At 71.0% G+C, this 20,279-nt stretch carries 18 protein-coding genes; 9 read left to right on the top strand and 9 right to left on the bottom strand.

Annotated features, from left to right (window positions below):
- Nucleotides 1-353: 353 nt before the first annotated feature.
- The 3 genes from AC08OV_RS09705 to AC08OV_RS09695 all read left to right on the top strand — a co-directional run bounded on the left by AC08OV_RS09705 (nt 354) and on the right by AC08OV_RS09695 (nt 3,804).
- Nucleotides 354-2,129 (top strand): glycosyltransferase family 39 protein, encoded by a 1,776-nt coding sequence (locus AC08OV_RS09705; RefSeq protein WP_476613401.1) that lies wholly within the window; start codon nt 354-356, stop codon nt 2,127-2,129.
- Nucleotides 2,130-2,173: 44 nt separating this feature from the next.
- On the top strand, nt 2,174-3,376 hold the full coding sequence (locus tag AC08OV_RS09700) for a hypothetical protein (protein ID WP_476613400.1): 1,203 nt from the start codon (nt 2,174-2,176) through the stop codon (nt 3,374-3,376).
- Nucleotides 3,377-3,600: 224 nt separating this feature from the next.
- Entirely contained in the window at nt 3,601-3,804 is a 204-nt protein-coding gene (locus tag AC08OV_RS09695; RefSeq protein WP_476595004.1) for a DUF5703 family protein, read from the top strand.
- Here the strand turns inward: AC08OV_RS09695 and AC08OV_RS09690 are convergent.
- Nucleotides 3,789-4,262 carry a hypothetical protein gene (locus AC08OV_RS09690; protein WP_476613399.1) on the bottom strand — a complete coding sequence of 158 codons (474 nt, stop codon included), beginning with the start codon at nt 4,260-4,262 and terminating at the stop codon, nt 3,789-3,791. The genes AC08OV_RS09695 and AC08OV_RS09690 overlap by 16 nt on opposite strands.
- 125 nt (nt 4,263-4,387) lie before the next feature.
- The gene (locus tag AC08OV_RS09685; protein WP_476613398.1) at nt 4,388-5,746 is read right to left on the bottom strand and encodes a M20/M25/M40 family metallo-hydrolase; all 1,359 of its coding nucleotides are present in this window, start codon (nt 5,744-5,746) and stop codon (nt 4,388-4,390) included.
- Between the two features lie 152 nt (nt 5,747-5,898).
- On the opposite strand from AC08OV_RS09685, the gene AC08OV_RS09680 reads away from it, so the two are divergent.
- Entirely contained in the window at nt 5,899-6,708 is an 810-nt protein-coding gene (locus AC08OV_RS09680) for a class I SAM-dependent methyltransferase (protein WP_476613397.1), read from the top strand.
- Nucleotides 6,709-6,863: 155 nt separating this feature from the next.
- Here the strand turns inward: AC08OV_RS09680 and cobF are convergent, their stop codons facing one another.
- The 4 genes from cobF to AC08OV_RS09660 all read right to left on the bottom strand — a co-directional run bounded on the left by cobF (nt 6,864) and on the right by AC08OV_RS09660 (nt 11,300).
- Nucleotides 6,864-7,628 (bottom strand): precorrin-6A synthase (deacetylating), encoded by a 765-nt coding sequence (cobF, locus tag AC08OV_RS09675; protein WP_462187272.1) that lies wholly within the window; start codon nt 7,626-7,628, stop codon nt 6,864-6,866.
- Between the two features lies 1 nt (nt 7,629).
- The gene (locus AC08OV_RS09670; RefSeq protein ID WP_476613396.1) at nt 7,630-9,384 is read right to left on the bottom strand and encodes an FAD-binding oxidoreductase; all 1,755 of its coding nucleotides are present in this window, start codon (nt 9,382-9,384) and stop codon (nt 7,630-7,632) included.
- A gap of 75 nt (nt 9,385-9,459) precedes the next feature.
- Nucleotides 9,460-10,422 carry an LLM class F420-dependent oxidoreductase gene (locus AC08OV_RS09665; RefSeq protein ID WP_476613395.1) on the bottom strand — a complete coding sequence of 321 codons (963 nt, stop codon included), beginning with the start codon at nt 10,420-10,422 and terminating at the stop codon, nt 9,460-9,462.
- A 212-nt stretch (nt 10,423-10,634) separates the two neighbouring features.
- Nucleotides 10,635-11,300 carry a peptide deformylase gene (locus AC08OV_RS09660; RefSeq protein ID WP_476613394.1) on the bottom strand — a complete coding sequence of 222 codons (666 nt, stop codon included), beginning with the start codon at nt 11,298-11,300 and terminating at the stop codon, nt 10,635-10,637.
- A 42-nt stretch (nt 11,301-11,342) separates the two neighbouring features.
- Between AC08OV_RS09660 and AC08OV_RS09655 the strand changes: the two genes are divergently transcribed.
- The 5 genes from AC08OV_RS09655 to AC08OV_RS09635 all read left to right on the top strand — a co-directional run bounded on the left by AC08OV_RS09655 (nt 11,343) and on the right by AC08OV_RS09635 (nt 15,446).
- Nucleotides 11,343-11,846 (top strand): Fur family transcriptional regulator, encoded by a 504-nt coding sequence (locus tag AC08OV_RS09655; protein ID WP_462187277.1) that lies wholly within the window; start codon nt 11,343-11,345, stop codon nt 11,844-11,846.
- A 103-nt stretch (nt 11,847-11,949) separates the two neighbouring features.
- Entirely contained in the window at nt 11,950-13,020 is a 1,071-nt protein-coding gene (gene tsaD / locus AC08OV_RS09650) for a tRNA (adenosine(37)-N6)-threonylcarbamoyltransferase complex transferase subunit TsaD (protein WP_476613393.1), read from the top strand.
- Nucleotides 13,021-13,056: 36 nt separating this feature from the next.
- Nucleotides 13,057-13,770, top strand: a complete 714-nt coding sequence (ureG, locus tag AC08OV_RS09645) for an urease accessory protein UreG (RefSeq protein ID WP_476619566.1) — start codon at nt 13,057-13,059, stop codon at nt 13,768-13,770.
- A 24-nt stretch (nt 13,771-13,794) separates the two neighbouring features.
- Nucleotides 13,795-15,132, top strand: coding sequence for a cytochrome P450 (locus AC08OV_RS09640; RefSeq protein WP_476619565.1), 1,338 nt, complete (start codon nt 13,795-13,797; stop codon nt 15,130-15,132).
- 95 nt (nt 15,133-15,227) lie between these two features.
- Nucleotides 15,228-15,446, top strand: coding sequence for a hypothetical protein (locus tag AC08OV_RS09635; protein ID WP_476619564.1), 219 nt, complete (start codon nt 15,228-15,230; stop codon nt 15,444-15,446).
- A gap of 261 nt (nt 15,447-15,707) precedes the next feature.
- On the opposite strand, the gene AC08OV_RS09630 is transcribed toward AC08OV_RS09635, so the two are convergent.
- From AC08OV_RS09630 to AC08OV_RS09620, 3 genes are all read right to left on the bottom strand, one after another.
- On the bottom strand, nt 15,708-18,173 hold the full coding sequence (locus AC08OV_RS09630; RefSeq protein ID WP_476615778.1) for an MMPL family transporter: 2,466 nt from the start codon (nt 18,171-18,173) through the stop codon (nt 15,708-15,710).
- Between the two features lie 182 nt (nt 18,174-18,355).
- A complete protein-coding gene (gene folD / locus AC08OV_RS09625; RefSeq protein WP_476619563.1) occupies nt 18,356-19,222 on the bottom strand; it encodes a bifunctional methylenetetrahydrofolate dehydrogenase/methenyltetrahydrofolate cyclohydrolase FolD in 867 nt (288 codons plus the stop codon).
- Nucleotides 19,223-19,630: 408 nt separating this feature from the next.
- Nucleotides 19,631-20,279, bottom strand: a 649-nt coding sequence (locus tag AC08OV_RS09620) for a P-loop NTPase family protein (RefSeq protein ID WP_476619562.1), incomplete at its 5' end; no start/stop codon positions are given.

Raw genomic sequence — 20,279 nt, 5'->3', positions numbered from 1 at the left:
CGGATTCATCCGGGACGGGTTTGTCCGGGACGGATTCATCCGGGGCACAGATTCGACAGGCGTCGCCACTCGAACGCCGTCACACGGGCGTCGCCGGAATGTCGGGCGCGTTTCACCGCCGGCGCCCGCTCCGCTTCCGGGGCCAGCCGGCATGACCGGGGACGTCCCGGTATTACCGAGTACGGAGCGGATGGGTGACGGGACGGGCCGCGTCCCGTCACCCATCCGGGACATCATCGAGGCGTAGGGGCGCGCCACGCGAGACTGGTACCGGGTGCGGCCCTGCCCGGCCGGCCGGTCGTCTACCGGCCGGCCCGTCGCAGTCCGGTCAATGTGGACGGAAGGGACTGACCGTGACGGATGTCGCGGTCCGGCCGGCGGAGCAGCTCCCCGAGCCGGTCGACCAGGTCGGGAACGCATCCGGCCGTACGGGACGGATCTTCATCGCGGTAGTGGGGGTACTCCTCGCCGTCTCGGTGATCGTGCGGTTCACCGCCAGCCAGGCACTCTGGCTGGACGAGGCGCAGAGCGTCGCCATCGCCCGCCTGCCCCTGCGCGGGTCGGCCTTCACGATGTGGGACGGCCTGCTACAGGACGGCTCACCGCCGCTGTACTACCTGGTGCTCCACGGCTGGATCAAAGCGTTCGGCGAGGGCACCTTCGCGGTCCGGTCCCTGTCCGCGCTGATCAACATTGGTGCGGCGTGGCCGCTGTTCCTGCTCGCCCGCCGCGTGGTCGGCGAGCGGGCGGCGCGGGTCAGCGTCGTGCTGTACCTCACGTCGCCGTTCGCGTTGTACTTCGGGACCGAGACCCGGATGTACAGCCTCATCGTGCTGCTCACCGCGTTGGGTGGACTGGCGTTGGAACGCGTCCTGCGGGCACCGTCGATCAGATCGGCGATCGCCCTGGCGCTCTGCGCGGGAGGCCTGGCGCTGACCCATTACTGGTGCCTCTACCTGCTGCTCACGGTCGGAACGTGGCTGGTCCTGCTGCTGGTGGCCCGTCCGTGGTGGGTCGAGCGCCAGATCCGGCGCGGCGAGGGCGCGGGCGCGGCGGACCCAGCGGGTGTGCCGGGTAGCGCGGGTGTACCCGGGTACCGTTCCGCCCCGGCAAGCCCGGCAAGCCCGGCAAGCCCGGCAAGCCGGGGCCGGGGCGCCCCCCACAGTCACCGGACGCCGACCCGTTTCCTCACCCCGCAGCGGCGGGGGCCGGTCTTCGGGCTGCTCGGCATCGTCGGTGGCGGGCTGGTCTTCGCCCCGTGGCTGCCCGACTTCTTCGACCAGCTCGCCCACACCGGCACCCCCTGGGGAGAGCCCGCCAGCTATGCCGCGATCTCCCACGCCTACGGCCAGTGGGCCGGCGGCCCGACGACCCTGGGTCGCCTGTTGCTGTTCCTGGTCACCGGTCTCGCCGCCGCCGGCATCGCCGGCCGGCCCGCGGGTGGCCGGTTCATCCTTCTCGACCTGCGTGGTCTCGAACCGGGCCGGACCCTGTTCCTGCTGGCCACCGGCACGCTCGTCGTCGCGGTGACCGCGGGCAAGGTGGTCGGCAACGCCTGGGCCGACCGGTACACCGCCACCGCCTTCGTGCCGTTCCTGCTGGTCATCGGGCTCGGCGCGACGATCATCACCGATCGGCGGGTGTTCCACGGAGTGGTCGCCGTCGCGGCCCTGACCGGTCTGCTCGCCGGGACCTCCGACATCCACCGGGAGCGGAGCCAGGCCACCGAGGCCGCGCAGGTCCTCGAGCGGATCGCCCGGCCCGGTGATGTGATGCTGGTCTGCCCGGACCAGCTCGGACCAGGCCTCGCCCGTACCGTGCCGAACTGGATGAAGGTGTACGTCGTGCCGACCTACGCACCGCCGGACCGGGTCGACTGGGCCGACTACGAGCGGCGCAACGAATCAGCCGACGGGGTCGCGATCGCCCGGCGCGCCCTCGCCGAGGCCGGTCCGGAGCACACCGTCTTCCTCGCCGGTTCCGGGTCGTACCGCACCTACGAGGAGCTGTGCACGGTGGTACGCACCACCCTGCAGGAGGCCCGGCCACTCGCGGACGAGGTCATGAAGCAGGGTCTGCCGGCCAGGGTCCACGAGAACTACGCGCTGCTGCGGTTCCGGGCCTCTTGACCGCGACCGAGGCCCTTCCGGATGATCATCGGGTAGGTGGCGGCATGGGCGGCCGGCATGCGGCCACCCGCTGGGAGGACCGCTGGCAGCTGCGCGAGGTCGTGCTCGCCTGGCTCGCGGCCCGGCTGGCGGTCGGTGCGGCGCTGGCGCTGACCAGGTATATCGCCGACAATGCCCGCGGGCAGCAGGGCGCGCAGCTGAGCACCACCGACCTGCTCGGTTGGGACGCCGGGTGGTACCAGACGATTGCCGAGGTCGGGTACAGCGGCGCCGGGGCCGAGAGCCGCCGGTTTTTTCCCTTGCTGCCGCTGCTCGTGCGGGGGTTGTCGAAGCTGCCGGGGGCCGACGCCCACGTCGGTGTCGTGCTCCTGGTCGTGGTCAACGTGTGCGCGTTGGTCTTCGCGCTGCTGCTGGTGGGGCTCGCCCGGTTCGAGGGGTTCGCCCCGGAGGCGACCACCCGGCTCATCTGGCTCGCCGCGCTGGCTCCGCCCGCCTTCGTCCTGGTCATGGGGTACGCCGAGGGACTCGCCGGGCTGCTGGCCGTGGCGGTGTTCCTCGGTGCCCGCAGCGGGCGCTGGGAGCTGGCGGCCGTGGCCGGTCTGCTCGGCGGCCTGTGTCGCCCCCTCGGTCTGGTCCTCGCGGTGCCGGTACTTCTCGAGGCGGCCCGGGGGCTGCCCTGGCCGCTCGTCCGCCGGCTCGGCCCCAGCCCCAGCCCCAGCACGCCGACCACCACGCCTACGGCTGGAACACTTACCGCCCATGATGGGCTGCGTCGGCTGCTCGCCGTGCTCGCCCCGGTGGCCGGCGCCGGCATCTACCTGCTGTGGTCGGCGCACTCCTACGGTGACGGGCTGGCGCCGTTCACGCTGCAGCGCGACGCGGCACGTCACGGCAGCAGCTCGAACCCGCTGGCAGTGCTGTGGGACGCGGCGCGGGGCGCCTTTTCCGGCGAGCTGGGCACGGCGCTGCACGTGCCGTGGCTGCTCTTGGCGCTCGTGGGGCTGGTGGTCATGGCGCGCCGGCTGCCGGTGTCGTACCCGGTGTGGAGCGCCCTGGTCCTGGCGGCCGTGCTGACCGGCAGCAACCTGGACTCCGCCGAGCGGTACGTCTACGGGGCGTTCCCGTTCCTGCTGGTCGCCGCGCTCGTCACCGCCCGGCGGGAGATCTTCACGTTCACACTCGCCGCCACCACGGCCGCGATGACCCTCTACGCGACGCTGGCCTTCACCCTCTCCTACGTGCCCTGACCGCCGGCCGCGCCCTGACCGCCGGCCGCGCGTCGGTGGGTACGTCGGTGGGTACATGGCGCATGGGCCCGCATCATCTCGCGAGCGCTTCCAGAAGCCCTTCCAGAAGATGGCGAAACGGTTAACGTAGAGGGGGACCGCACGATGATCGGTCGCCATCCCACGCCGCACCACGCCACGCGCAGCCGGTCATCCTCCGCTCGCAACCACGAGGTCAGGCCGCATTGGATGGAGTAGAGCTGGAGTACCAGCGGCTGTACCTGCCGCCGGGTACGGACTGCCGGGCAGCCGTCCAGATCCTCACGATGCACGCCGAGTTCGGCCACTGGGAGCTCGAACGACTGCGGCTGTTCCCGGATGGCTCCCGGCGGGTGGTGCTGCGCCGCCGTCGGCGCCCCGGCGGCCTGCCCGGCTATCTGCCCACCTGACAGCCGCCCACCTGGCAACGGACCTGGGAGGGCGTGCGCACCTCGACCACGTCCGGAGCGATCCCCCGGGTCTGCAGATGCCGTCCCGACAACGCCCATCCGGCCGGCACCTCGGCTCCGGTGGCGTCGGCTCCGGTGGCGTCGGCTCCCGCGTCGCCGGTATCCGCCTGCCGGGGCCGCCCCACCGTCCAGACGTCGGCCCGGAACCAGTGATCGCGCCAATGGGCGCTGTCGTCGGCCCGCAGCTGCACGAACCGGCGACGCAGAACCTGCCGGGCGACCTCCAGCGCGGACAACACGCTGACCTCGATGCCCCCGGACGGCTCGGCCCGATCGGCGATCCACACACTGCCGTCCCGGCTGGCTTGCACGAGATAGGCGTAGGTAGCCGGGGGGTGGTCCGCGTCTGCGCCCACCGGAGCTCCGACGCCGATGCTGGACAGCGGATCGCCAGCCATACCCCCCATCATGTCATGCATTAACGATGACGCATACGCGGATGGTGCTCCGCGCGCGGACGGTGGCATCTCGTCAAGCCGTACCGGCAGGTTCAGGCCAGGAGGTCCGGGTCAGGAGGTCCGGGTCAGGATGCATGCAGGAAGCGGTCGAGGACGCGGACGCCGAAGCGCAGCGAGTCGAGCGGCACCCGTTCGTCCACCCCGTGGAACATGCCGGAGAAGTCCAGGTCGGGCGGCAGCAGCAACGGGGAGAACCCGAAGCAGCGGATGCCGAGCCGGGAGAAGGACTTCGCGTCCGTGCCGCCGGAAAGCATGTAGGGCACGGCCCGGGCGATCGGGTCCTCGGCGCGCAGCGACGTGGCCATCGCCTCCACCAGCGCGCCGTCGAAGCTGGTCTCCAACGCTTGGTCGTGGACGACCCATTCGCGACGGATGTCCGGCCCGAGGATCTCGTCGAGCTGGCGGATGAACTCCTCCTCCTGACCGGGCAGATAGCGACCATCGACGTAGGCGGTGGCCTCGCCCGGGATCACGTTGACCTTATGACCGGCCTCGAGCTGGGTCGGGTTGGCGGTGTTACGCAGCGTAGCGCCGATCATCCGGGCGATCGGGCCGAGCTTCGCGACGGTCGCCTCCAGGTCGTCCAGGTCGAACTCGATGCCGAGCGCCTCCCCGAGGGAGTTCAGGAACACCCGGACCGTCGGGGTCATGACCAGCGGGAAGGTGTGCCGGCCGAGCCTCGCCACCGCCTCGCACAGCGCCGTCACCGCGTTGTCATCGCTGATCATCGAACCGTGGCCGGCCCGGCCGGCCGCGGTCAGCTTCATCCAGGCGATGCCCTTCTCCGCCGTCTCGATGAGGTAAAGGCGCAGGTCGTCGGAGACGGTGTAGGAGAACCCGCCGACCTCGCTGATCGCCTCAGAGCAGTCGGCGAACAGGCCGGGATGGTTCTCGACGAGCCAGCGCGCCCCGAGGGCGCCGCCGGCCTCCTCGTCCGCGACGAAGGCGACGACGAGGTCCCGGGGTGGCCTGCGGCCGGTGCGGACGATGTCGCGGATGACCGCGAGGGTCATCGCGTCCATATCCTTCATGTCCACCGCGCCCCGGCCCCACAGGCAGCCGTCGGCCTCCTCGCCAGCGAATGGCGGCAGGCGCCACTCGCTGGCATCCGCCGGCACCACGTCGAGATGACCGTGGACGAGCAACGGCGCACGCGAGGGATCCGCCCCCTCCACCCGGGTCACCACGCTGGTGCGGCCCGGGGCCGACTCCAGCAGGATCGGCTCGAGGCCCACCTCCGCGAGCTTCGCCGCGACGTACTCCGCGATCGGACGCTCGTTGCCGTCGCCGTTGCCACGGTTAACCGACTCGAAGCGGAGCATCTCCCGACAGAGCTCGACCACCTCGCCCTCCGCCGACGGGGCGGTCACCGGCAGGCGCAGGCCACCGGTGCGGTCGGGGGGGGTCGTGGACGCACTCGCCATGCCGCCTAGTCTGCCCCGTCGGGGGTGCAGCCGCCGGATTCGGGCCGTACCGTGAAGCAGAGTCGTAACCAGCCTGCAGCATTGCGCGTCCCGCTGCAGCATTGCGCCGTCCCGCGGGACGACCGGCATAGCGCGGGCATAGCATGGCACCCGTGCCAACGCCGCACCTGCAGGGCGAGAAAGCGACGCTGCTGGCGACGCTGTACGGCAGAGCGCTGGACGCCGGGTCGGCTGACCCCATCCTGCACGACACCATGGCTCTGGACGCCGTCAAAAAGATCGACCTTGACTTCACCAGAACCGGTCTGCGCCGCAGCGAACACGCCCTCGTCGCGCTCAGGGCCAGGCACTTCGACGAGTGGACCCGCGAGTTCCTCACCACGCATCCGAAAGCCACCGTGCTGCACCTGGGCTGCGGCCTGGACACCCGCGCCTACCGCCTCGACCCCGGCCCCGGCGTGCGCTGGTTCGACGTGGACTACCCCGATGTGATGGATCTACGCCGGCAGCTGTACCCACCGCGTCAGGGTTACACGCTGCTCGGCTCGTCCGTGACCGACCCGTCCTGGCTGGCGCAGATACCGAGTGATCTTCCCGTGCTGATGGTCGCCGAAGGCCTGACCATGTACCTCCGCGAGGACGAAGGCACGGCAGTCCTCCGCCGGATCGTCCAACACTCCCCCGGCGGCCAGTTGGTCTTCGACGCCCTCAGCAGACGCGGTATCCGGATGCAGCGGTTCAACAAGGCGATCCAGGCCGCCGGGGCGACCGTCTCCTGGGGCATCGACAGCTGCGCGGAACTTGAGGCGATCGACCCCCGGCTGCGGTGCGTGACCGCCATGAGCGCTTTCGACCTTGACCGGTCCGGGACGCTGCCGGCGGGCTATCGTGTGATGGCCGCGGTGGCGACGCTGGCCCCCGCCCTGCGACGGATGGCGGCCTTCTACCGGCTGGACTTCTGACGGACGTCTCCGCCCTGGTCGGCGGCCCGGTCTTCAGATTGACGAGAAGCCGCTATCACCTTTCCTCCTCGCCCTCCTTGCCTTTCCAGAGCCTTTCGTATCCGATTTATCCCTCTGGAAAGACAAGAGCAAGAGCAAGAGCAAGTCAGAACAGGTCAGACGGCAGGACGGCGGCGGAGCAGGTAGGTATCCATGATCCAGCCTTTACGCTCGCGGGCCTCGGCGCGGGTCCGCTCGATCAGTCCGCCGACCTCGGCGACCGGACCGTGCAGCAGGACCTCGTCCGGGGTGCCGAGGTAGGCGCCCCAGTAGATGTCGACGTCGTCGGCAGGCAGGGCCAGGAAGGTGTTCTCGGCATCGAGCATGACGACGACGTCGTCGACCCCCGGCGGGAATCCGGCGGCGAGCCGGCGACCGGTCGTGATCTCGACCGGGCCGCCGATCCGGTTCAGGATCAGCCGGTGGCTGGCGGCGAGCGCCTGCACGCTGGTGATCCCCGGGATCACCTCGTAGTCGAACCGCACCACGCCCCGCGCCACGATCCGGTCGATGATGCGCAGCGTGCTGTCATACAGCGACGGATCACCCCAGACCAGGAACGCCCCGCAGCCGTCCTCGCCCAGCTCGTCGAGCATCATCCGCTCGTACAGCGCGGCCCGGCGGGAATGCCAGTCCTCGACGGCGGCAGTGTAGTCCGTCGGGGACCGGTCGCGGCTCGGGTCACGGGCCTCGACGATCCGGTAGCCGTTCCCCTCGACGTGCCGGTCGAGGATCTCCCGCCGCAGCCGGACCAGGTCCTCCTTCGCCGCCCCCTTGTCCAGGACGAAGAAGACGTCGGCCCGGTTCAGCGCCTTGACGGCCTGGATCGTCAGCTGGTCGGGGTCGCCGGCACCGATGCCAATGACGAGGATCGTGCGCATCTCAGCGCGGATCGGACCCGGCCGTGCTCGCCGAATCCGGGCCCGCCGAATCCGGTCCCGCCGTAGCTGCCGGGCCCGGGGCGGTGCCCACCCCTGGGACGATCTTGCCGGGGTTGAGGTTGCGGCCCGGGTCGATGCCGTCGAACAGCGCCGTGAGCAGGCGCACGCCGGCTGGTGAGATGTCGTCGGCGAGCCAGCGCGCGTGCTCGACACCGACCGCGTGGTGGTGGGACAGGGTGCCGGCATGCTCGATGAAGCCCTGCTGGATCGCGGACTTCACCGTGTCGTACCCGCCGATCGCCTCCAGCGTCACCGGGGAGGCGTAGGCGAACGTGAAGTACAGGCAGGCCCCGGAGTGATACGAGTGCGACAGGTGGCACATGATCCAACCGGTCACGCCGATCTCGGCGAACGCCTTGTTCGCCCGTGCGACCACCCCCCGGTACAGCGGGCCGAGCTGCGACCAGGACGTCGACGTCTCCGACACATCGGCCATCGCGCCCTGGCCGAGCAGGAAGTCCCGGATGTACGGGGTGTCGAACTTCTTCTGGTCGTAGAGCTGCCCCGGGCCGGTGCCGACACAGATCCCGCCCCGGCGCGCGACGATCGCCCCGACCAGCTTGCGCTGGGCCTTGACATGCGCAGGTGAACCCTCGAAGCCAATGAACGACAGACACATCTGATCGAGGTCGTACCTGCGGACCCGGCGCAGGTACTGCTTCATACCGGCCGAGACGAGACTCGAAGCCAGGGAGCCGCGCTTGCGGGTGGCGAAGGAGAACCGCGTCTCGTTGGCGTCGGAGACCCGGGTGACCGTCGGCGCGGCCTCGCTCGCGGCGATCTCCCGCATGGCCAGCAGTGCCGCGTCCCAGGTCGGGAAGAAGTAGCCGAGGATCACGCGCTGCTCGGGCACCCGGTGCACCTGCACGGTGGCCTCGGTGATGATCCCGAGCCGCCCCTCGCTGCCGAGGATCATCTCCCGCACGCTCGGGCCGGTCGACTGGCTGGGCACGGGCCGGGTGACGAGTACCCCGGCAGGGGTCACCACCCGCACCGCCCTGGTGATCTCCGCGATATCGCCGTACTTGTCGGACTGCATGCCCGACGAGCGGGTGGCGATCCAGCCGCCGAGGGTGGAGTGGGCGAAGCTGTCCGGGAAGTGGCCGAGCGTCCAGCCCTGCGCGGCCAGCTGCTCCTCCAGGTCCGGGCCGAGGGCGCCGGCCTGGATGCGGGCGAGGCGGGCGTCGGCGTCGATCTCCAGCACCCGGTCGAGCCGGCCGAGGTCGACGGAGATCACCGGGCGGGTCTCAGTGCGCGGCGCCTCGAGACTGCCGGAGATGTTGGTGCCGCCGCCGAACGGGATGACGACCGCGTCCGAGGCCAGCGCCGCGGCCAGCACCGCCCGGACCGCCCCCTCGTCTCCCGGGTAGACGACGACGTCGGGCAGCCGGCCGAGGTCGTGGTTACGAACCCGGACGAGGTCTCGCAGGCTCTTGCCGTAGGCGTGCACGACCCGCGCCTGTGCGTCGGTGGTGACGTGCTCCGCACCGGCGGCGTCGACAAGCGCGGCGCGCAGCGACTCCGGCAGCACGGGGTCCGCGATCGTCAGGTCCGCGAAGGCCGGTGGCTGGGCCGGCGGGTGGGTGATGTCGAGCCCGATGTGCGTGCGGATGAACGGCGCGAGGTCGGGCTTGTCACTGTGGCTGAAGGAGACACTCTCCTTGCCCCAGCCCCACCACTTCATGTGCGTGACCAACGATGGCTCCTCGACAGGGACGGGACGGAGGACGACGACTCCAGGGAAGGGCTAAGGGGGAGGGCGGCGGACCGCTCAGGTGCCGGCAAGGCGTTCGACGACCGGCGCCATGGCGGTCAACGCGTCCAGGGAGACCCCGATCGTGCTGAGGCCGAAGCGCTCGCGGCGCTCGACGAGGTCGTCGACGATCTCGTCGACCGACCCGCACAGCGCGTGCGGGGTCGCGAGTGCCTGTTCGGAGGTGAGCCCGAACCCGGCGGCCAGCTGCTCGGCAACCTGGGTGCGGTTGTCGGTGACGACGACGAGGTGGATGCGGACCTGAAGGGTGAGATCGTCCCAACGGGCGTCGGCGGCCTCCCGGATCCAGCGGACCTTCTCCTCGGTCGCCGCCGTCGTCGCGTTGGCGCCGAGCGAGGCATCGATCACTCCGCCGACCATGTTCATGTTCAGCCCGATGATGTCGGCCTCGCGGGCGGCGAGGGTCAGCAGCCGGCGCCCGCCACCACCGATCACGATCGGCGGGTGGGGCCGCTGCACCGGCTTCGGCGTCCCGTTCAGGCCGGCGACCTGGTAGTGGGTGCCGCTGTAGGTGAACGGCCCGTCGGCGAACATCCCCTTGATGACAGCGAGGGACTCGGCAAGCCGGCCGATGCGCACCCCCGGCGGGTCGAGCGGCAGACCGGCTCGGGAGTAGTCGGAGGTCATCCAGCCGGCTCCGAGGCCGAGTTCGAACCGTCCGCCGGACAGCGCGTCGAGGGTCGCTGCCTCTTTGGCCAGCACCACCGGATGGCGGTAGTCGTTGCTGAACACCATCGCGCCGATCCGCAGCGTCGTCGTCGCGTCGGCCGCGGCCATCAGCGCCGCGATCGGCGCGACCTGCTCGTCGAGATGGTCGGAGACGGTCAACGTCGCGTAGCCGAGATCCTCGACCCGGCGGGCGAGGTCGGCCCATGACCGGGCGCTCACCTCGGCGGGGGAGGAACACTGGATGTTGAACCGGAACGGCCGTTTGTACGGCCCGCCGGAGACCTCGGTCACCGCAGCCACTCCTCACTCACCGGGGCATCTCCAGGATGGGACACCTCGAGGACGGGACACCTCGAGGACGGGCACTCGCCGGTGACATCCTCGAGGACGAGGCGGGTACCAAGATAGCCCGTCGGGCGACCGGCGACCGCCGTTGACCGTCCCCGGCGCGACCCGGCCGGTGCCTGACCATCACCCGGCCCGGCCCGACCGATACCTGGCCGTCACCGGCCCGACCCGACCGGCGCCTGACCATCACCGGCCCGGCCCGACCGGCGCCGCGACCGCAGGTACTCGCCGGCCGCCCGTGCCTGCTCCGGGGTCGGCGGCGGCTCGCGCAGCACCTGGACGGCGGCACGGCGCGCCTCCCCGGTCAGCCGGTCGACGTAGAGGATCCCGTCGAGATGGTCGACCTCGTGCTGGAAGCAGCGCGCAAGCAGGCCCTCACCGGCGTACTCGACCGGCTGCCCCGTAACGTCCACCCCACGGACCCGCGCGGCCAGCGCCCGCGTGGTCGGGAAGTGCAGCCCCGGGACGGACAGGCATCCCTCCGGGCCGTGCTGCTGGGTCCCGCCGGGCTGCCGGGCCTCCCCCGGCTGCCGGGCCTCCCCCGGCTGCCCCGGGTCCGGGCCGAGTTCCAGCACCGGGTTCACCACCACCCGTGGCACCCGTGGCACCGACTCGTCACGCGGGTCGTAGTCGACGTCGAAGACGAACAGGCGCAGCCCGACCCCGATCTGCGGGGCGGCGAGCCCCACCCCGGGCGCGTCGTACATGGTGTCGATCATGTCGGTGACCAGCCGACCGAGCGCAGTGCCGAACTCCGTGACCAGCGTGGTCGGAGTGCGCAGGACGGGATCACCAACGGTGCGGATCGGGAGCACGGTCATGCGGGATACTGTGCCACGTGAATCGTGAAGGACACCTGGATCGTGAAGGACAGTCGGACGGATCGTGACGGCCGGCGTGGCGATCCGTCCGCCGCCGGGATCGCCGCGTTGCGCGCCCGCGGGGAGCGGGTCACCCCAGCCCGCCGGGCGGTGCTCCAGGTGCTCGCCGACACGAGCGAGCACCTGTCCGTCGACGACGTCTTCGCCCGGGCGGAGACGATCGTCCCGGGCCTGCACCGCACCACCGTCTATCGCGCGGTGGAGACCCTCGGCGACCTCGGCCTGGTCACCCACGTCCACCCCGACCACGGACCGGCCGTCTACCACCTGGCGGCGGCCCTCACCGGCGGCGCCCACCTGCACGTCCGGTGCCGCTCCTGCGGCACGATCCTCGACGTGCCCGCGGACCTGCTCGACGACGTCGCGCGCCGGCTCGCCACCACCGTCGGGTTCACCCTGCAGCCCGACCACGCCGCCCTTGCCGGCCGGTGCCGCGCCTGTTCGGCGAGGGCCCCGTCCGTAGACGGGGACCTCGCACCCGCGTGACGAGGGCCCGCGGGCGGCGCGGCGAGAGCCCCCGGGCGGCGCGGCGAGAGCCTCGCACCGGCGTAATCTCGCAGGTACCGACTATCGCGAGGAGGCTGCGGGGATGCCGCCGGAGCAGGGCCCGGTCGTGCTGGGCATCGAGACGTCCTGCGACGAGACCGGGGTGGGGCTCGTCCGGAACGGCACGCTGCTGGGCGAGGCCCTCTCGACGAGCATGGACCAGCACGCCCGCTACGGCGGAGTGGTCCCCGAGATCGCCGCCCGGGCCCACGTGCAGGCGCTGGTGCCCTGCGTGCGCGCGGCGTTGTCTTCGGCGGGGCTGTCCGCGGCGGACATCGGCGCCGTCGCAGTCACCGCCGGCCCCGGCCTCGCCACCGCCCTGCACGTCGGGGTGGCCGCGGCGAAGGCGTACGCCACGGCGCTCGACGTTCCCCTCTACGGCGTGCACCATCTCGCCGGTCACCTCGCCGCGGACCTCGTCGACGGCGAACCGCTGCCCGATCCCCTCATCGCCCTGATCGTCTCCGGCGGGCACACGTCGCTGCTGCGGGTGGGGGACCTCGCCCGCGACCCGATCATCCACCTCGGCGACACGCTTGACGACGCGGCCGGAGAGTGCTTCGACAAGGTCGCCCGAGTGCTCGGCCTGCCCTATCCGGGCGGTCCCGCGGTCGACCGGGCCGCGGTCGGCCACGATGCGACGGCGCTGGCCTTCCCCCGGCCGCTGACCGGCCGGGCGGACGCGCCCTACACCTTCTCGTTCTCGGGACTGAAGACCGCCGTCGCCCGGTGGGTCGAGTCGCATCCCGACTCCCCCATACCGGCCGGCGATGTGATCGCTTCCTTCCAGGAGGCGGTCGTCGACGTGCTCACCGCCAAGGCGGTCCGTGCCTGCCTCGACCACGGGATCGGTGACCTGCTCATCGTCGGCGGGGTCGCGGCGAACAGCCGGCTGCGGGCGCTGGCGGCCAGCCGCTGCGAGCAGACCGGCCTGCGGCTGCGGATACCGGCCCGTCGGCGGTGCACGGACAACGGCGTGATGATCGCGGCGTTGGGTGACCTGCTCGTCCGCGCCGGCGCCGAGCCCTCCCCCGCCGAGCTCACCGCCAGGCCGGGCGCGTTCCTCGAACGGGCCCAGCTCGGCGTCGCGCTGCCGGCCCTGCACGCCGCGTGAACACCGATGGGCCCCTCGAAGGGGAGAAGCGCGACGATGCACCTCGGGCATGAGGAGTTCCAGAGAAGCGGCGGGCCAGCCGGCGCGGGGCCAGCCGGCGCGGGGCGGGCGCCGCGGATCGGGGTCGGCGGCCCGGTGGGCAGCGGTAAGACGGCTCTGGTCGCCGCGCTGTGCCGGGCCCTGTCGTCGAGCCTGCGCATCGGGGTGGTGACGAACGACATCTACACCACCGAGGACGCCGACTTCCTGCGCCGGGCCGGCGTGCTCGATCCCGAACGGATCCGCGCGGTCGAGACCGGCTGCTGCCCGCACACCGCGATTCGCGACGACATCACCGCGAACCTGGACATGGTCGAGGACCTGGAGGCCGACACCGGCCCCCTGGACCTGGTCCTCGTCGAGTCCGGTGGCGACAATCTCACCGCGACGTTCAGCTACGGGCTGGTCGACCGGCAGATCTTCGTCGTCGACGTCGCCGGGGGCGACAAGGTGCCCCGCAAGGGCGGGCCGGGGGTGACCGGCAGCGACCTGCTGGTCATCAACAAGACCGATCTGGCTCCCCTGGTGGGCGCCGACCTCGACGTCATGGCCCGGGACGCGGCCGCGGCCCGCGGTGCCCGTCCGGTGGTGTTCACCTCGCTCACCGCCGACCCCACGGCCGCGGACGTGACCTCCTGGGTACGGGCCCAGCTCGCCGAACTGTCCCCGCGCGGCGGTTCCTACAATGCGTCCAATACGTCGCAACCTTAAAGAGGACGTGAGAGCGTCGTGGCGGTGGGGGGTTTCATGGCGGTGGGGGGTTCCAGGGGACCGGTGCCGGGCGACGGAGGTCCGCCCCTGGCGGGATACACCCTGCGCTACCTGCATGACCCTGCCCGGCACTGGCGGCAGCGCTACGACCGGTATGGCCCGGTGTCATGGGAGCGGACCTTCGGGCTGCGGGTGGTGAGCCTGCTCGGCCCGGACGCCACCGGCTTGGCGCTGCGCAACCATGACCAGGCATTCGCGAACGGCCCGGGGCAGCAACGGATAGCCGGGCCGTTCTTCCGGCGCGGATTGAGCATGCTCGACTTCGACGAGCACCGCCATCACCGTCGGATCCTCGCCGGCGCGTTCGCCCCGGACAGACTGCGCGGCTATCTCGCCGGGATGAACCCGTCCATCGAACGGGGCGTCGCGGGGTGGCGGCCGGGCGCGAGGTTCCAGGTTTATCCCGCGGTCAAACAGCTCACCCTCGAACTGGCGACCGGGATCTTCATGGGTGAACGGCTGGGACCGGAAGCCGACCGGTTCAACGCCGCGCTGTTCGCCTGCATCCGCGCGCCGGGCGCGGTGGTCCGCGTGCCGGCACCCGGACTACGTTGGTCGCGTGGCTTGGCCGGGCGCCGGTACCTGGAGGAGTTCCTGCGGCTGCGGGTGCCCGCGAAACGAGCCGGGAGCGGCACCGACATGTTCAGCCGGCTCTGCCACGCCGAGGCCGAGGACGGCAGCAGGCTGAGCGACGACGACGTCGTCAACCACATGATCCTGATGATGGTGGCCGCGCACGACACGTCCACGATCACGATGACCAGCATGAGCTACTATTTGGCACGGCATCCGGAGTGGCAGCAGCGGTGCCGCGAGGAGTCGCTCGCCCTCGGCACGCCAGCGGTGGACCATGCCGACCTCGATCGGCTGCCGTCACTTGCTCTGGTCATGAAGGAGGCGCTGCGCCTGGTCACGCCGGTGCCGATCCTCCTGCGCGCCACAGTGAAAGACATCGACGTGCTCGGCGTCACGGTGCCCACCGGTACCGTGGCCGCCCTCGCGCTCGCCTTCACCCACCAGATGCCGGAGTACTGGCCGAGCCCGGAACGGTTCGACCCGGAGCGGTTCGCGGACCATCGTCGCGAGGACAAGGTACATCCCTACGCCTGGCAACCGTTCGGTGGCGGGCCACATACCTGCATCGGTCTGCACTTCGCCGGCCAGCAGGTGAAGGCGATCCTGCACCAGATGCTGCTGCGGTACCAGTGGAGCCTGGCACCGGGCTACCGGATATCATTAGACCGTTTCCCGCTGCCTGTTCCACGGGACGGGCTACCGGTCCAGCTGGAAAAGATTTCCTGACCACCTGACCGACCCTGTCACCCCTCGGGATTCACGTCGGAAAGAAGCGGTACCGCGGGTATTTGCGGCAGTTCGACCGGGCGCAGAAGGCTTCGTTGCCCCGGAGGAGCGCCGGAGACGATGACCTACTCCGCGACGTTTACTACGACCCGTACAGCACCGAGATCGACTCCGACCCGTACCCACTCTGGAAACAGATGCGGGATGACGACGAGGATCGCGCCGCGCAGGCGGTGAACTTCGACTGGGAGGAGTTCGGGGACTACATCGACTGGCGGGTCGAGCACCCGTCCGAGCCCGTGCGTGTCTCGTAGCGTCCCGTAAGGCCCGGCGGCCAGCCCCGCTGCCCGCGTGGCGTCCCCGGCCCCGCCTCACCGGCATCGAAAGTCCGTTCCCGTGCGGCTGGGTCCGGCACCCTCCGCCGAGGACGGGGGCCGATAGGGCAGCCCGGATCGCCACGGGACGAGGATCCAGTTCCTTGGGCGGAACGAGATCTTTCCAGGCGGCGAATGCGCCTCCTGCCACCCCGGCCGGCGACTACAGCACGTCACCAGCAGTCGTCGGGTGCCCGGGCATCAGGGACGTGCGTTGGCTTCGGTCCTGGCGCGGAGGCCAGGCCGGGCGAGTGCGTGTCGGGAGAGCTTCGAGGGCCACCAGATCTTCGGACCGAGGTCATGACTCAGTGCCGGCACGAGGACCGAGCGGACCAGAACCGTGTCCAGCAGCACCCCGAAGGCCACCGAGAAACCCAACTGGGCCAGGAAGACCAGCGGGAGGACGCCGAGTACGGCGAACGTCCCGGCGAGGACGATCCCGGCCGAGGTGATGACCCCGCCCGTGACCGCGAGGCCGCGCACGATGCCGCTACGGGTGCCGTGGATGAGGGTCTCCTCCCGGACCCTGGTCATCAGGAAGATGTTGTAGTCGATCCCCAGGGCGACGAGGAAGATGAACGCGAACAGCGGGAAGCCGGGATCCGCGTTGGCGAACCCGAAGACGTGGTTGAACACCACCGCGCTCACGCCCAGCGTCGCGGCGAACGAGAGCACCACCGTCGCGATCAGGAGGACCGGGGCGAGCAGTGCCCGCAGCAGGACGCCGAGCACAAGGAGGATGACGACCAGCACGATCGGGATGATCAGATTGCGGTCGTGGCGCGAGGCGTTCTGGGTGTCGAGATTGATCGCCGGCTGGCCACCGACCAGGGCGTCCGCCCCGGGCACCTCCCGGACGACCCGTCGGATCTCAGTGATCGTGTTGTAAGCCTCGGCGGTGTCATAGCGGTAGACGATGGCGGCGTCGATGGCGATTCGACCGTCGACCGGGGCGACCTGGACCGACGCGGGTGCGCAGCCGTCGGGACCCCTCGCCGCCGGGCGCCCGCCGGACGCCGACCGGGCGGCGAGTTTGGGGTAGTCGACCTCCACGCAGACCGAGCCGGGAGCGGTGGCGACGCCGTCGACCTTCCGAACGGCGGCGATGACGTCCGCGGCGGCAGCGGTGTTGGTGATGATGACGGCCGGGGCGCCCTCCCCCTGGCTGAAGTTGGCGTCGAAGATCTCCTGGCCGACGATCGCCTCCGGCCGCCCCGTCAGGCTGTCCGTCGTCGACAGGCCGTCGACCTTCAGGGTGACGATCAGGGACGAGCAGGCCACCAACACGACCGTCGTGACGATCCAGGCCCACCGGGCCCGGCGGACGAGACCCCCGGCGAAGCGTGCCCAGAGACCGTGACCGGTGAGGTCGACCTGGTGGTCGACGCGGGGAATGCGAGGCCAGAAGATCCAGCGTCCGGCGATCACCAGGAACACCGGCAGGAAGATCAGCATGATCAGGGCCGTACAGGCGATGCCGATCGCCGCTACCGGCCCGAGGCTGCGGGTGGAGTTCAGCTCACCGAGGATCAGGCAGAGCAGACCGAGGATCACCGTCGCCGCCGAGGCGATGATCGCCGGAGCGGCGCCCCGCCAGGCCGCAATCATCGCCTGGACCCGGCTGGGGTAGGTGTGCAACTCCTCCCGGTAGCGGCTCACCAGCAGCAGTGCGTAGTCGGTGCCGGCGCCGATGACCAGCACCGACAGGATGCCCTGACTCTGCCCGTTGAGGGTGAGGACGTCGTTCTTGGCCAACGGGTAGATAATCAGCGCCGAGACGCCGAGCGCGAGCACCGCGCTGAACAGCGGGAAGAACCACAGCACCGGGCTGCGGTAAACGAACAGCAGGATGCCCACGACGACAAGGCCCGCGGCGAGCAGCAACAGCCCATCGATGCCGGAAAACGCCTCGATGAAGGCGACGAGCAGACCCCCCGGCCCGGCCGGGTGCACGGCGAGACCGGCCGGTGCCCCGTCGCGGGCGGCCGCGACGACAGCCTTCTCGACGTCGACGAGTTCATCACCCTTGACCTCCCGGCCGTCGTCCTGGGCGACGAGCGGCACGGCCACGGCGGCCACAGCGCCGTTGCGGGCAAACTGGGGCGGCCCGAGCTGACCGGCGTCCACCCCGTGGATCCCGGCGAAGGACCTCACGTCGGCGGTGATCTTAGCTTTGTCCTGCGCGGTCAGCCCGCCCTGGCGATCGTAGACGACGAAGCCGGGAATCGTCTGCACAGAGCGGAACTGCCGCGACGCGGTGTCGACCTTGGTCGACTCGGCCGAGTTCGGGAGGTAGGCGGCGTTGTCGTTCTTCTGGACCTCGCTGAGCTTGCCCTGGTAGGACCCGCCGACGCCGCCGAGCAGGAGCCAGCCGACAGCCAGGACCGCGAAGACGTAGACGATGCGTGGCCGGCGGGCGCGCGCCGGACGGCCACCGGAACCGGCGGGGCCGGAAGCAGAAGCAGGGCCGGAAGCAGAATCCGCCGGGGTACCGTTGCCGTCCCCGGGAGCGTTCCGCACCGCATCGGCCCCGGCGACGGCCGGCCCCGGCGGGAACTGTGCCGCTGGTGGTGCCGGCGCTGGCGGGGATGGTGCTGCCGGCGGGGTCTCCGCCCGTGCCGCCGACCCGCCGCCGCCCCCGACCTCGGACTCGTCCCCGCTGGTCATGCCCGTCTCCCCACGCCGAACGCACATCCTGTCCCAACGATGGCGATTCTGGCGCATGCCACCGACAGAACCCGTCGGCCCCACCGGCCGACGGGCGAAGAACCGATGAAAACCTTCACGTCAGGGATGTGACCCGCAAGTCCGGGGTGTGACTCGGTGCGGCAAGCGGCTCGTGGTGACCGTCAGCCCGGACCGTCAGCCCCGGCGGCGGCCTGCGCAGCGAGCAGGGTGTTGCGCAGCAGCATCGCGATCGTCATCGGCCCCACCCCGCCCGGCACCGGGGTCAGTTTCCCGGCCACCTCGCGCACCGCCTCGAAATCCACGTCGCCCCGCAGGCCCTGCGGGGTCCGGTGCATGCCGACGTCGATGACGGTGGCGCCTGGCTTCACCGCGTGGACGCCGATGATCGCCTGTTTTCCCGCGGCGACGACGAGCACGTCGGCGCCGCGACAGACCGCCGCCAAGTCCCGCGTACGAGAGTGACAGATAGTTACAGTCGCGTTACGTCCCACCAGCAGCTGTGCCACCGGACGACCGACCAGTTCGGAACGACCGACGACAACCGTGAGCGTACCGGACAACTCGACATCGTAGGAGTCCAGCAACTCGATGATTCCGGACGGTGTGCAGGGCCGCAGACCCGGCAGACCCCGGGCGAGCAGACCGACGCTGGCGGTGGTGAGCCCGTCAACGTCCTTCCCGGGTGGGATCCGGCCGACGAGCGCGGCCCCGTCCAAGCCTTCGGGCACCGGAAGCTGCAGCAGGATACCCGACACGGCCGGATCGGCGGCAAGATCGTCCAGGAGTGCCGCGACCTTCTCCTGGGAGGTGTCGGCCGGCAGGTGTTGATGCAGGTCGGCCATGCCGGCCTCGAGGCAGGCCCGACGCTTGCCGCCGACGTACACGGCGGACGCGGGGTCATCACCCACGAGCACGGTCGCGAGGCCGGGCTGGAGACCGGTCCGGTCGCGGAACTCGGCGACCTCCCTGGCCACGTTCTCACGCACTCTGCGGGCGACGGCCTTGCCGTCGATGATCACTGCGCTCACTATCGGCCCTTCGCGTCACGGTCGTCAGATCATGCCCGGGTTCTACCCGGTCTCCGATCCGGGTCATGCCCGGGTCAGCCAGGCGTCCGGCGCGGTCCCCCCGGCCCTTGGCGCGGTCCCCCGGCGTCCGGCGGAGCCCGAGCGAGCACGCTACGCCAACAGAGCGCACAGGTGCCCAGTACCGTCATACCCACCACCGCGGGGAACCCTCGGGCGCGGGAAACGCCGACGGCGGCCACATTGTGGGGAGCAAGGCACGGTCCAGGGACCGCAGACCGTGCTCAGGTCCCCCAAATTCACCGGGCGACGACCGGGCGACGACCGGGCGACGACCGGGCGACGACCGGGCGACGACCGGGCGACGACCGGGCGACGACTAGCCGATGACCGGGCACAGCCGGTTGGCCGTCACCGGCGGGCCGCTGGAACTCCCGAATAGGCCACGGCGGCCAGCCAAAGACGAACCTCACGCGGGGTACACAGGCGAACGACCCGGTGTCCGGCGTGGTGTTCGGCGATGCTGTCGGCGAGACGGTTGCGGCTGGTACTCGGATATCTCCACAGCCAGGTGAGAAAAGCGAGGTCGAGCCGTTCCGGGCAGCCCGCGGCGAGGTCGGGACGGTTCCGTCCGTGCCACCGTGCCCAGCGTCGCAGTACTCGTGGGATGGTGATCCGCCGCGACAGGTCCAGGAACACGATGAGGTCGGCGGCGGGAATGCGCAGGTCCAGCGTGCCGCCGTAGTTCCCGTCCATCACCCATGCGGGCTCGGCGACGAGGTCGGCGACGACGGACCGCCATTGCGCCGTGGGTGTCTCGACCCATCCCGGTTGCCAGAAGTACCGGTCGAGATGCACGAGCGGCAGTCCGGTCTGGCGCGCGAGCTCGCGCGCCAGGGTGCTCTTGCCCGCCCCGCCGCTGCCGACGACGAGGATCCGCCGGGCGTCAGAGGGCATCGCTGCCGGCGCGGAGTCACGGCTCGTCCCGAGCGCATTCACCCGGCCAGTGTCCCACCGGTGCACCCGGCCTGGTGGTGAAACATCGTGCTTCGTCCCGACC

The organism is Frankia sp. CeTa3Moorea, assembly GCF_978021225.1.
Note: the sequence above shows the minus strand (reverse complement) of the source record. Positions and strands in the feature narration are given on the sequence as shown.

Coding starts and splice junctions, on each gene's coding strand:
- AC08OV_RS09700 (WP_476613400.1), top strand. CDS start 2,174: ATGGGCGGCCGGCATGCGGCCACCCGCTGGGAGGACCGCTGGCAGCTG.
- AC08OV_RS09690 (WP_476613399.1), bottom strand. CDS start 4,262: ATGGCTGGCGATCCGCTGTCCAGCATCGGCGTCGGAGCTCCGGTGGGC.
- AC08OV_RS09685 (WP_476613398.1), bottom strand. CDS start 5,746: ATGGCGAGTGCGTCCACGACCCCCCCCGACCGCACCGGTGGCCTGCGC.
- cobF (WP_462187272.1), bottom strand. CDS start 7,628: ATGCGCACGATCCTCGTCATTGGCATCGGTGCCGGCGACCCCGACCAG.
- AC08OV_RS09660 (WP_476613394.1), bottom strand. CDS start 11,300: ATGACCGTGCTCCCGATCCGCACCGTTGGTGATCCCGTCCTGCGCACT.
- tsaD (WP_476613393.1), top strand. CDS start 11,950: ATGCCGCCGGAGCAGGGCCCGGTCGTGCTGGGCATCGAGACGTCCTGC.
- ureG (WP_476619566.1), top strand. CDS start 13,057: ATGCACCTCGGGCATGAGGAGTTCCAGAGAAGCGGCGGGCCAGCCGGC.
- AC08OV_RS09630 (WP_476615778.1), bottom strand. CDS start 18,173: ATGACCAGCGGGGACGAGTCCGAGGTCGGGGGCGGCGGCGGGTCGGCG.